At 49.5% G+C, this 13,340-nt stretch carries 6 protein-coding genes; 5 read left to right on the top strand and 1 reads right to left on the bottom strand.

What is annotated here, in order from left to right; genetic code table 11:
• Positions 1-10: 10 nt before the first annotated feature.
• The 5 genes from OL444_RS21845 to OL444_RS21825 all read left to right on the top strand — a co-directional run bounded on the left by OL444_RS21845 (position 11) and on the right by OL444_RS21825 (position 11,660).
• Positions 11-1,729 carry a sodium:solute symporter family protein gene (locus OL444_RS21845; protein ID WP_264729722.1) on the top strand — a complete coding sequence of 573 codons (1,719 nt, stop codon included), beginning with the start codon at positions 11-13 and terminating at the stop codon, positions 1,727-1,729.
• A gap of 10 nt (positions 1,730-1,739) precedes the next feature.
• Positions 1,740-4,361 carry a glycoside hydrolase family protein gene (locus tag OL444_RS21840; RefSeq protein WP_264729723.1) on the top strand — a complete coding sequence of 874 codons (2,622 nt, stop codon included), beginning with the start codon at positions 1,740-1,742 and terminating at the stop codon, positions 4,359-4,361.
• Complete coding sequence (locus OL444_RS21835; RefSeq protein ID WP_264729724.1) at positions 4,345-7,755, top strand: glycoside hydrolase family protein; 3,411 nt, start codon at positions 4,345-4,347, stop codon at positions 7,753-7,755. The genes OL444_RS21840 and OL444_RS21835 overlap by 17 nt, the downstream gene beginning before the upstream one ends.
• A 17-nt stretch (positions 7,756-7,772) precedes the next feature.
• A complete protein-coding gene (locus OL444_RS21830; protein WP_264729725.1) occupies positions 7,773-9,191 on the top strand; it encodes an SGNH/GDSL hydrolase family protein in 1,419 nt (472 codons plus the stop codon).
• Positions 9,192-9,359: 168 nt separating this feature from the next.
• Positions 9,360-11,660 (top strand): FAD-dependent oxidoreductase, encoded by a 2,301-nt coding sequence (locus tag OL444_RS21825; RefSeq protein WP_264729726.1) that lies wholly within the window; start codon positions 9,360-9,362, stop codon positions 11,658-11,660.
• 67 nt (positions 11,661-11,727) lie between these two features.
• Here OL444_RS21825 and OL444_RS21820 read toward each other — a convergent pair whose 3' ends face one another.
• Positions 11,728-13,302, bottom strand: coding sequence for a Na+/H+ antiporter (locus OL444_RS21820; protein WP_264729727.1), 1,575 nt, complete (start codon positions 13,300-13,302; stop codon positions 11,728-11,730).
• Between the last annotated feature and the right edge of the window lie 38 nt (positions 13,303-13,340).

Below are 13,340 nucleotides of genomic sequence, written 5' to 3'. Positions count from 1 at the left end.
GGAAAATGGGATGAACGCTGTTATTGATACCACTGTTATGGTTGTCTTTTCTGTATTTATCATGCTGGTAGGGTTCTCTTTTTCCCGTACCGGGAGAAACCTGCGGTCTTTTTTTGCGGCCGGTGAAGCAGTCCCCTGGTTCATCGGCGGTCTGTCGTTGTTCATGAGTTTTTTCTCTGCCGGTACTTTTGTGGCATGGGGCGCCATTGCCTATAAATATGGCTGGGTGGCCATCACCATTCAATGGACCATGTGCATCGGCGGGCTGGTAACCGGATACTACCTGGCGCCGCGGTGGAAAGCTACCGGCAATCTTACTGCGGCGGAATTTATCCGGGAACGTTTAGGCGTTAACGTGCAGCAGTGCTTTATCTATATCTTCATGATCGTATCCTTACTGATCAAAGGCTCCGTACTTTATTCCGTTGCCAGGCTGGTCAGTGCATCATTAGGATTTCCTTTGATGCCGGCTACTGTGGTGCTGGGATTGTTTATGATTGCCTATACCGCCGTAGGTGGTTTGTGGGCAGTCATGGTAACGGATATCCTGCAGTTTGTGATCCTGACAGCAGCCGTATTGATTATCGTACCACTTGCCTTTGAGGCGGCCGGCGGAGTACATCATTTTCTGCATTTTTCTCCTGCCGGATTTTTCGATGTAGTCAATGGAGAATATTCCTGGAGTTTTATCCTGGCGTATGCCTTGTATCATATCTTCTATATCGGAGGTAACTGGACGTTTGTACAGCGTTATACCAGTGTGGATACGCCGCGGTCGGCATCAAAAGTGGCCTGGCTTTTTGCGGCGCTGTATATCGTAAGCCCGGTATTGTGGATGCTGCCACCGATGTTGTATAAAAGTATTAACCCCGGATTGCTGGGATTGGATACAGAAAATGCTTACCTGATGATATGCCGCCAGGTATTACCTGCGGGACTGATGGGGTTGATGCTGACCGGTATGTATTTTTCTACTTCTGCTTCTGCCAATACCGCTCTGAATGTGGTAGCTGCCGTTTTTACCAACGACATCTATAAAGGGGTGTTCCGACCGGCCGCATCAGATACCACCCTGATGCGGGTAGCCAGGATCTCTTCCTGGTTCTTTGGTATAGGCATGATTGGGATTGCCTTGATAGTACCCTATATGGGTGGAATTGTGGAAGTCACATTAAGCATTGGTGCGATCACGGGCGGCCCCTTGCTGGCGCCGCCGATATGGGCCCTGTTTTCCAGGCGGCTAACGGGAAAGGCTACCCTGTATATTACCGGTGTTAGCCTGGCCGTCAACCTGGTATGTAAACTCCTGCTGCCACTGACGGCAGGGTACAAATTGAGCCGTGCCCATGAAATGCTGCTGGGGGTAGGATTGCCCTTTTTGCTGCTGGCGTTGTACGAGCTGTATGCTTACTACAAAGGACATATCAGCCAGGAATATATACACCTGCAGGAACAAAAAAAACAACGCAGCAAAAACATACCCGAAGCAGCTCCCGCGGAAGCCCTGGCCATCCGCAAACAAAACCGTTTCGGACTGCAGGTGATTGCTTTTTCATTGGCGTTTATTGCCCTGCTGTTATATGGCTTATGTTTTTTCTCCGGAAAAAGTACCGGGCTGGTAACAGGCATTGCTACGGTTATATTGTTGCTGTCGCTCATTCCGTGGCGGGCGGCCCGTAAGGTAGATGTATCACCGGTATGGACAGCAACAGAAACAGTCATCCACTAAAAAACATCCTTTGAAGAGAATAGCGGTCATAGTATTGTTGATGATGTATCTGCCTGTGGCAGCACAGCAGGCAACCCAGGTTTCGCTGGCCACGGCGGCGTTGCAACTGCACTGGAAACAGTTCCAGGAGCAATGGCGATTGAACAGTATTGTTGTCAATCACCAGGGCAGCTGGCAGCAGCTACCACATGTAAACGGCGAATATACCTTCCTCTATGCAAAAGAAAAACCGGATACCACACCGGTAGCATTGTATGATAAGGCCGGGAAGCAGCTGCATTTTCCCGAGCCGATATACAGATATATTCTTCCGCTTTGGGAAAAAGCGTTGCAACCCGTGTCCATGAATACGGCCGGAGAAGCAGCATACCTGTATCCTTCGGCGGTAAAAAAAACAGGTAACCAGACATTATGTTTTACTGCAGAAAATGATAAAGCCAGTATTATAGCCACCTGGCAGCCGGATACCGCTTTCCCGGCAGACATCCTGGTAAAGATATCGTTACAGGCAAAAGCAGCCGGATACTTTTCACTGGCCACGCCTACGTTGGCTACGGTGCCGGAAAAAGAACTGGCGTGGGGTGGCATTCCCGGCTATTTTCAAAGCAATGCCATCGAAAAGGATTTTATAAAAGCCTATGCTTATATGCAGGGCATTCCGGATAAACCCGTAATAGTAAGAGAACGGACCGCAGCTACCCTGGCGGCTTTTGTCAGTACCCGGCAGCACCTGACCATCGGAGTCATACCGGCGCCCGGCACCGGCAGGGATCCCTGGGAGCATGCGGTGAAAACACAGGATAACTGGCAGACCGGCCTGTCACTCATGAACAGAAAGGCTTCGCTGACACCTACAGCGTATCATCCTGTGCTGGGAGAGAAAGGTTCTTTTTTGGAAAAAGGAGATACAGTTACTTTTTCTTTCCGGTATACGATCCGGCGGGCCGATTGGTACACCGTTTTTAAACATGCCGTGAACGACGTGTATCATTTTGCTGATTTCCTGTCGTTGAAAAAAACACGCCAATCCCTGAGCAGTCGTATCCTGACGATGTATCAATACCTGATTAATGACAGCACATCCCTGTGGAAAAGGGAACAGTATAATGGTGTAGACATCGGCGCACAGGCTTATCTGGGTGGGGTGTACGGGGCGCAAAAAGATGCCATGAAAAATGCAGACTATGGCGCCATGTGGATGCTGGCCGCCATAACGGAAGATACCGTGTTGCAGCAAACCCGCCTGCCATATGCCCGTAATTTTAAACTGCAGCAACAGGACCATAACCCCGGTTTTTTCCACGGCGCCACTGCCGGACAATACTACCTCACCAAAAGTAAAAGGTTTACAGAAGAGTGGGGACCCTACACGGAACCCATTGGTATTACCTATTACATGCTGATGGATATCGGTAACCTGTTATTGTTTCAACCCGGTGATACCACCTTAAGAAAAGCATTACAGGCTGCTGCAGACAAGCTGTTGGCCTGGATGGATACGGATGGACATTGGGAGGTTGCCTATGACCTCACTTCCGGTAAACCCATGTTTACGGATATCGCAGATCTCCGCCCTACTTTTTATGGCTTACTGGTTGCGTATAATATCCTGAAAGATGAAAAATACCTGGCTGCTGCCAGGAAAGGAGCTGACTGGTATATACGGGAAGCCATCCAAAAAGGGCACTTCCTGGGTGTTTGCGGAGATACCCGTTTTGTACCCGATTTTGCTACCGGACAAAGCGCCCAGGCATTCCTGCATTTATATGAAACAACCCGGGAGGAAAAATACCTGCGTGCGGCCATCCGCACCGCGCAGCTATATACCACTTCCATCTATACACATCCTATTCCATCTGCCCAAAAGAAAATAGTAAATGGTATGGCGCGGCAGGATTGGGAAATCAGCCAGGTGGGCCTCAGCTTTGAACATGGCGGAACACTGGGTTCTGCCAATCAGCGGGGACCTATACTGCTGGCCAGTCATGCCGGTATGTTTGTCAACATGTTTATGCAAACCCATGACTCGCTGTTCCTGCACATGGCCCGGGCTGCCGCTTTGGGAAGGGATGCATTTGTGGATACCACTACCGGGGTAGCCTCTTACTATTGGGATGTGATGAATAAAGGCGCCGGTCCCTATCCACATCATGCCTGGTGGCAGATAGGGTGGATCACGGATTATCTGTTGGCGGAAATAAAACTTCGTTCAGCCGGTAGCGTGACCTTTCCGCATGGATTCATTACGCCTAAGGTAGGGCCTCATCTTACCTATGGTTTTGCTACCGGCAGCGTATATGGTACTCCTGCAAAACTATTGCTGAAACCAGGTTTGATAGAAATCGCCAATCCTTACATCGACTATTACTGCGCTATTAATACAGCACAGAAAAAGCTCTGGCTGATATCGCTGAATAATGATGACGATGCACAGAAAAGTACCGTACAAATCGATTATACCAAAGTAATCAATCATACAGGCATCAAGCCGGTAACGGTTTTTGGAATCAGTAACCGGGGCGAACGTACGCGGTTATCTACCCGTAATTCCTTCCCGCTAACGCTGGCGCCTTATGGGCTGCAGGTGATTGAAATTAACTATCAACTGACTGAAAATGCAACAACCAAATAGATGGCTATCGCTGTTTCTCTTGCTGTGTGCTTGTTATGCACCCGCCGCCATGGCGCAAACTACCTACCTGCTGGAAGGCGAAGACTTTCAGTTTAAAGGCGGCTGGCAGCTGGATAAGGTAGCGGGCACCCAGGTGTCCGGTAATAATCTCCTGCGGGTATTGGGCAGCCGGGTAAAAGCGTCGGACGCGATGACGGTGATTAAAATAAAGACAGCCGGCGACTATGATGTGTGGGTGCGGACACCGGACTTCCCGGCCAATAATCCGGGTACCCGCCTGTTTCGTGTAGTCGTCAACGAAAATCCGCTGCCCAAAGAATCCGGTCAGCACGGAAGAGAAGGATACTATTGGGAGAAGGCAGGAACAGCCAGGCTGGATACTGGTGAAAACGTTATAGGATTGAAAGATACCCGGGGTAATTTCGGGAGATGTGATGCCATTGTTTTTACTACTACTATCACAAACCCGAATCAGTTGTCACTGGACAGTTTGCGGCGTTTTAAAATAAAACCGGTGGCGGTGGCCTATACACCGCCGCCACCGGCATTTGCGGCAACTGATAGTGTGCATTTACCGGAACAGGCGCCGGTGTTGGGAACCATCAGTAATGAACATATCAGATTACAGTTTGTAGAGGGAACAACTGCCGCCGGGGTACAAGGGATTTTCGCCAGAACAGCCGTCCGGAAAAATAATCAGTGGATCAATGTGGAAGATGGCGTCGAAGGCAACCGGATATTGCTGCTGCAGGCAACAGATCCTCAGCTCAGCTTCAGTAATTTTTATCCTTCCTGGAATGGTACGGTGGCCTTTGGCAGTTTTGTCAGCAGGGGAAAGACGTTCCGGATACTCGCGCCGGAAAGCCTCATGAACCCCTTTCTCGCAGGGAAGCTGATAGCCTGTTCACCCATGCATGTGCTGCAGAAAAATACGCAGGAGCTGGAAGTGACCTATGTAACCACAGACAGCCAAACGGTGAAAGGAATCTGGCAACTGAACACGGATGCCCGACACCTGTCGGTAACGTTAACGTATATATCAAAACAGGCGGGCTATTATAGTTTGGTGCTGGCTGCTTTCAATGGACGTAAACCGGATCAGGTGAGTCATATCTTATTGCCGCCGATGTTCCAGTATCAACGTATTCCTGATAACCCGGTGTTGCTGCCTTCCGCCATGATGCAGCAACCGCTGGCAATAGTGGAAACACAACAAGGGCAGGAGGCACTTGCCCTGTTTGTTTCCGCAACAACAGCAGGCCTTCCCCTGGAATGGGGACTGGCTACCAGTTCGCCGGCCGGATTCGGGATCAAGAATGAAAGAAATGAAGTGCAGCCGGTGGTACTGGCTCCCATACCCGGACTGGATAATGCAAAGCTGACGGCCGGGCAAACGCTGACCCGGACATTTGCTGCAGGAGTATTGCCTGCCGGTTGGAACGAGGCGCTGGAATATATTTCAGACAGTATTTATCAGGTGAAGGATTACCGCCAACAGACCAATACTTCGCTCACGGAAACGCTTTTTAACATCACCGGATTGATGAACAATGATACGGCTGCCGGCTGGGATCCGGCGCTGAAAGGTTTCTATGATATAGAGGCCGATCCGGCTCAGGCACTCACAGTGGTACAGGCCGCACCGCTGGCGGTGGTGGCAGCCGCGGTATTGGCGCGCGATGAAGCATCGTATATCAGCCGGGCATTACCCACCATTGAGTATACGTTGTCCCGCAGCGGATTCAGGTGGGCGAAAGCCGTTGCCGGCGGTTCTTCCGGAGATATCAAAACGTTGGTGCTAAGTCCTTTTAATTCGCAATTCACTACAGCATACTATGCAGGATTACATCAGCTGCTGGGGGAAGTAAATCCGTGGTTAAAAAGTGTAGCGCTGCCGGATAATAAAATCAGATCTGCCAAAGGATACTCCGTGAGTATACCCGCCTGGACGCAGGAACTGGCTGCCTATCGGTTAACGAAAGATACGGCCTGGCTGTCCGCCGCAAAAAAAGATGCCAGGGATTATATCGCAAAGGAAGTGTACGGCCGTAAAACAGTGCCGGTCAACAAACAATCTTTTTACAACACTTCTTTTTATGCCTACTGGTGGGAGTTACCGGATTTGTATGATATCACCGGCGACAACTATTTCATGCATGCTGCCGAAGCCACAGCCTTTCATACACTGGCAGGTATACGGTCTTTCCCGGTTGTGAAAGATACGTTGCAAACCATACATCCCGGTAACGCCTATGAGGGCAACACCACCATCTGGTGGAAAGGGGCCGTAAAATACCGCCTCGGATTTCCACGGCAACCGGGAGATGTACAAACGAAAACAGTGGCACAAAAGGTAGTATCTCCGGTGGGATTAGGTTTTGAACAACCGGTAACTTATTTTGATCCGGGTAAATTGGTACGGCCGGTTTTTATGAGTAGCTGGGCGCCCCATTTATTACGTTTGTTTACAACAGATCACCGCACCATCTTTGAAACCTACGCGCGGAATGCCGTCATCGGCAGGTTTACCAACTATCCCGGTTATTATGCTACCGGTTTTACCGATATAACCCAGCAGCCGGACTTTCCCTATAAAGGACCGGATGTAAGCTCTATATACTATCACCATATTCCGCCGCACCTGGCTTTTACCCTCGACTTTCTGGTAACGGAAACGATACAACGCTCCGACGGCAATGTGCATTTTCCCTATGGCAAGCAGGATGGTTTTGTTTGGTTCAATAACCGCATTTTTAACGATGGAAAAGGAAACATATACGGAGATACCACAGCAAGGCTGTGGCTGAAACGTGGACTGGTTGCTATCGATCACCCTGCTGTGAATTACATCACAGCGATGTCTGACAGTTGTTTCTGGCTACTCTTGCTGAATGAATCAACGGTATCCGATACCTGCCATATTACACTCGGACAGGAAGTGCCTGTTGCCAACAATAGCAGTGCCGCCTGGTATGCTGCGGCTTTCGCTACACCCGCACCGTTAGCTTTCAGTAATCGTAGCGGGCAGGTAGTATTGGCCCCCAAAGGATTTGCTGCCCTGGCCTTCCCGTTAACGGCTGCAGGGAAAATACAGCGGCCGGCAGTGCCGCCTGTCAGCAATGGTATGCAGGTGCTGGAACTGGGCAACGGCATCGGCAAGTGTTATGCTTTCAGGATACGTTCGCCTTTCGGATGGGATGATATATATGTATACCTGGAAACCCCTGAGGGGGGCCGGCAATTAACGGTAACCGCCAATGATACCACTAAAACCGTTACAACTTATCCCTATGAATGTTCTTTCTATCCGGTAAATAAAGATACCACTGTGCATGTGCGGGTAATCGTGCAAACAGGCGGTGGACAAACCGTTGAAGGAACTTTTGTTTTCTAACCAATAAATAATAAACGATGAAAGCAGGTTGGCTGATCATGTTAACAGCATTGTTGTGCACCCGGGTAACAGCACAAAATAACAACAGGAAAGAAAGTGACAGACTCATAGCCGCTTCACAGGCTGGCGCTACTCCTTTATACTTTAATCCGGCGGAAGATTCGGTACAACTGATTACGCCGGGAGATTTTAAATCGGAACAGGAATGTACGGTTCGCCGTGGGCTGCCTCATTTTTTTAAGAAAGCTGCCGCCGGTAAACCGGTGACCATTGGTTTCATCGGTGGCAGCATCACACAGGGCAATCAATGTTACCGGCAACAAACGGCAAAGTATATGCAGACGATGTTTCCGGCGGTAACCATGAAAGGCGTTAATGCCGGTGTTTCCGGAACAGGAACCGATCTGGGCGCCTGCCGTTTATATGAGCAGCTGCTCCGGTATCAGCCGGATATGGTGTTCGTGGAATTTGCCGTAAACGGCGCGTACACCAATGGTATGGAAGGTATTATCCGGCAGATCCTGCAATTTAATTCCGCTATTGATATCTGTTTGATATACACTATCCGTAACGGACAAACGAAGTATTATGTGGAAGGCGGGATCCCACCCACGATAACAGACCTGGAGAAAATAGCGGTACATTATAACCTGCCCTCCATACACCTGGGTATGGAAGCGGCCATGTTGGAACAGGCTGGTAAACTGATCTGGAAAGGCGCCGGTGAAACAGTACCCGGTAAAATTATTTTTTCCGCTGATGGTATACACCCGGTCAGCGCCGGCGGCAACCTGTATGCAGCGGCGATTGCCAGGGGATTGAAAAAAATGCAGCCGTTTACAGATACGCCGGCTACCAGTGCGCTGCCGGCCCCTCTGATCGCAGATAATTGGGAAGATGCCGGTATGTATGCGCCATTGGATATCGCTGATTTCAGCGCCGGCTGGCAGCAGATAAACACAAAGCAATCAGGGCTGAAACAGTTTACCGGTTGGTTCCCATATGTCATGCAGGCGGAGCAACCCGGCGCTTATTTTACCTGCAGATTTGAAGGAACCGCATTTGGTTATTTTGATATAGGTGGCCCTGAAGCCGGCGCCCTGGAAGTGGTCATAGATGGAACACCCGTAGAACTGGCGGATGTAGGCTACAGCAGGGCGCGATTGCTAAAACCGGCAACAGCCAATGGCAGTAAAGTGATAGATCGTTTTAATCCGTTTTGCAACAACCGTTACCGGGGGCAATATGAATGCATTGTATTGCCGCCAGGCATACACACCGTTACGATCCGGTTATCTGCTCAAAAAAGTGATAAGGTGAAAATATTGGGGGATGAACAAACGGAAGATATCTCCCGTAATCCTGCAAAATATGACAGAACGGTATTTTATCTGGGAAAGATACTGCTTAGAGGAAAACCTTTGAAAAACATATAATCCACGTATGGCGATGGGAACATTCCCGGTAAATGGGAAGGTTCCCGTTTTTATTAGCTGTCTGAATTGTTGCAGTTACGTGATACAGGCTGTTAATTTGAAAGCGGAAAAATAACCGCAGACAAGGGCAGATCCTATGCATATCCTTCACAGTAAAATTGTACAGTCATGATTAAATCCGGCATCACGGATAGCCGTTCTTTCCCGGCCGTTTCTATACACGGAGACCTGGTGATAACAGGTGGGGGCCTGTCAGGCGTATGTTGTGCCATCACGGCAGCGCGACAAGGGCTAAAAGTAGTATTGGTGCAGGACAGACCCGTATTGGGCGGTAATGCCAGCAGCGAGGTGCGTTTATGGATTCTCGGTGCTACTTCCCACATGGGGAACAACAACCGCTGGGCCAGAGAAGGTGGGGTAGTAGATGAAATCCTGGTAGAGAATACCTACCGTAACCCGGAAGGAAATCCGGTGATCTTTGATATGGTATTGCTGGATAAAGTGGTGAAAGAAACGAATATCACCTTATTGCTGAATACAGCGGTATATGCCGTAGACAAAAAAGATATGGCGACTATCCAGTCACTACACGCTTTTTGTAGCCAGAATCAGACAACCTATACCTTAACAGCTCCGCTTTTCTGCGATGCTTCCGGCGACGGTGTTGTCGGCTTTTTATCGGGCGCTGCGTTCCGGATGGGAGCAGAAAGTCAGGAAGAGTTTGGAGAAAAATTTGCGCCTTCCGCGGTATATGGAGAGCTGTTGGGACATAGCCTGTATTTTTACAGTAAAGATACCGGTAAGCCGGTAGTCTTTACCCCGCCTGATTTTGCTTTGAAAGATATTACTAAAATTCCGCGGTTTAAAACATTCAATGCACAGGAGTCTGGTTGTAAGCTATGGTGGATTGAATATGGTGGCAGACGGGATACCGTACACGATACAGAAGAAATTAAATGGGAATTATGGAAGGTGGTATACGGTGTCTGGGATTATATTAAAAACTCCGGCAACTTCCCGGAAGCGGCCACGCTGACACTGGAATGGGTAGGAGCGATCCCTGGTAAAAGAGAGAGCCGCCGTTTTGAAGGAGATTACATGATGACGCAACAGGACATTGTGGAACAACGCTGGCACGAAGATGCGGTTGCCTTCGGCGGCTGGTCGGTAGACCTGCATCCGGCGGATGGTGTTTTCAGTGAAAAACCGGGATGTAACCAATGGCATAGTAAAGGCATTTATCAGATTCCCTATCGGAGTCTGTACAGCAAAAATATCCATAATCTTTTCCTGGGTGGCCGTATCATCAGTGCCTCACATGTGGCGTTTGCCTCTACCCGCGTGATGGCTACAGCAGCTTATGTATCGCAGGCGGCGGGTATGGCAGCCGCACTTTGTATAGAAAAAAATATACTGCCGGCCGACATTTTTAATCAGTACCATATACCCTCCCTGCAACAACGCCTGTTAAAAACGGGCCAGTATATTCCCGGCCTGGTATTGCAGGACGAACAGGACCTGGTTGGCAAAGCTGTGATCAGTGCTTCCAGTGAATTGTTGCTGACGGCTTTCCCGGGGGCAACGCAGGTAACGCCGCTGACATTGTCTGTTGCACAGCTGCTGCCTTTGGATAAAGGTACCGTACCATCTTTTACTTTTCAGGCGGATGCACAGGAGAACACGGTATTGGAAGTAGCGTTGCGCAGCAGCAGTAAGCCGGGTAATTATACCCCGGATATCACCCTGGCAACACAACATATACCGGTACATCCCGGCCATAATGTGTTGGAAATACAATTCCCGGTGGAGCTGGAAACGGCGGCCTATGTATTTATCACCTTTATGAAAAATCCACTGGTGGCGTTGCATGTTACAGAGAAGCGGGTGACCGGTATTTTATCGGTATTTAACAGCGTCAATAAAGCGGTGTCTAATTACGGCCGGCAAACCCCGCCGGAGGACATTGGTATGGAGGCTTTTGAGTTCTGGTGTCCGCAACGCAGACCCGGTGGACAGAATATAGCCGTGCAATGTGATGCCGGCATTCACCGGTTTAAAGCCGCCAATATTAGCAATGGTATTGACCGGCCTACCCATCAACCCAATGCCTGGGTGGCAGACTGGAACGACCCGCAGCCGCAACTGATCCTCACCTGGAGCCAGCCACAGCAAATCCGTTATATAGACCTGTTCCTGGATGCCGATTATGATCATCCCATGGAATCTGTATTGATGACCCATCCGGAAAATGTAATGCCATTCTGCGTCAGGAACTATCGGATCAAAGATGCGGCAGGAAATATATTAGCAGATAAAAAAGATAACTACCAGACGCATAACCGCATTTATTTTGCTGCGTTGGTGACAACAGACCGGCTGATCATAGAACTGGAGCATCCGTCGGCAACAGTGCCGGCCGCTGTTTTTGCCGTGCGTTGTTATGGAGGAGAAGTGGGTCAGCAGCTGTAGTAAATACTGCTGGTATCGGGCATTCCGGTTACCATTGATGCCAACCGGAATGCAGGTCCTGATGATCTTATAGAAACCGTAGCTTTTCTTCTTCGAGGTCAATATACACCAGGTGTTTGCGGATGATTTCCTCATCGAATGTTTTCTCGCGGCTGTTTTTAAGCAGCAACCATTGCCTTTGCTGGGCCAGCAGATCAATGTATACCGCTTTCCCGGCTGTGGTAATGCCATTGTCCAGCTGCAAAGCACTGTTGTCTTCCCACTTACGGGCCAGCTGCTGGAGGAAAGCGTGTTCGTTGAGTTGTGTGGCATATTGCGTCCGCAGATACCCCAGGGCATGCGCCGATAGCTGTTGTCTGATCTGCAGGTCGGCTTCCTCTTCCGATATCGTCGCATCAAAATCAGGCAGCTTCACTTTCCGGATCAGAAAGGGAAGGGTGAGGCCCTGTACCAGTAAGGTAAGCAGAATCACAATAAACGTGATAAAGAGAATGAGGTTGCGTTGCGGAAAGGGAATGCCATTATCCAGTTTCACCGGGATAGATAAAGCGGCAGCCAGCGATACCACGCCCCGCATACCAGTCCAGCCGATGACCAGTGGCGACCGGTAGCCGGGATGTCTGGTATCCGCAACGGTAATGAAATTACGGGCAATCAGCGTGGTGAAAACAGCCCCGTAACAGGAAATAATCCGGGCGATCACCAGGGTGAGGGTAATCAGTGCGCCGTAGCCAATAGCCGCCCAGATACTGACGTCTCCGAGGCCGGCCGTTATCTCCGGCAGGTCTAGTCCTATCAGCATAAACACCAGCCCATTCAGTACAAAACAAAGACTCTCCCATACGTTCACTCCCCGTAAACGCGACGTGCTGCTCAGGAATGAATGTCTTTTGTTGGACAACAGGAGACCGCCGCTGACTACCGCCAGTACACCCGAGCTATGCACGGATTCAGCCGTTATATACATCATATAGGGCGCTACAAAGGTCAATACAATATCCATATTGGCATCAGTAGGCAGGTATTTATGCGCTTTCATAAAAAGCCATCCCGCCAATAAGCCGATGCCCACACCACCTATCAGCATCCAGCTGAAACTCAAGGCGGCTTCATACCAGATAAACTGACCCGTGGCCACGGCAATCATGGCAAAGCGGAAAATGATCAGCGAAGAAGCATCGTTGAGCAAACTTTCGCCCTCTAAAATAGAAGACATCCGCCGGGGTACTTTTACAAATTTTAAGATAGCACCCGCGCTGACAGCATCCGGTGGTGAAACAATGCCACCCAGCAAAAATCCCAATGCGAGGGAGAAACCGGGAATAAAATGATTCGCCACAAAGGCGACGGAAAGCGCCGTAAAGAACACGACTATAAATGCAAAGCTGCCAATGATACGCCGCCAGTGCCATAGCTCTTTCCAGGAAATAGCCCAGGCAGCTTCGTATAACAACGGGGGCAGGAAGATGATGAAAATAAGTTCGGGATCGATACGGATGACGGGGATGCCCGGAATAAAACTGATAGCCAGCCCGGCCACTACCAATAACACCGGATAGGCCACCTTAATTTTATTGGCCAGCATAATGAGCAACACAATGATCACAATCAAACTCAGATAAAAGGGGAAGTGTTCCAGCATGTAGATCAGAATTGGAGTAATACAAAAAAAGTATGTTT

The organism is Chitinophaga nivalis (assembly GCF_025989125.1).
In the GTDB taxonomy this organism is placed as follows: domain Bacteria; phylum Bacteroidota; class Bacteroidia; order Chitinophagales; family Chitinophagaceae; genus Chitinophaga; species Chitinophaga nivalis.
Note: the sequence above shows the minus strand (reverse complement) of the source record. Positions and strands in the feature narration are given on the sequence as shown.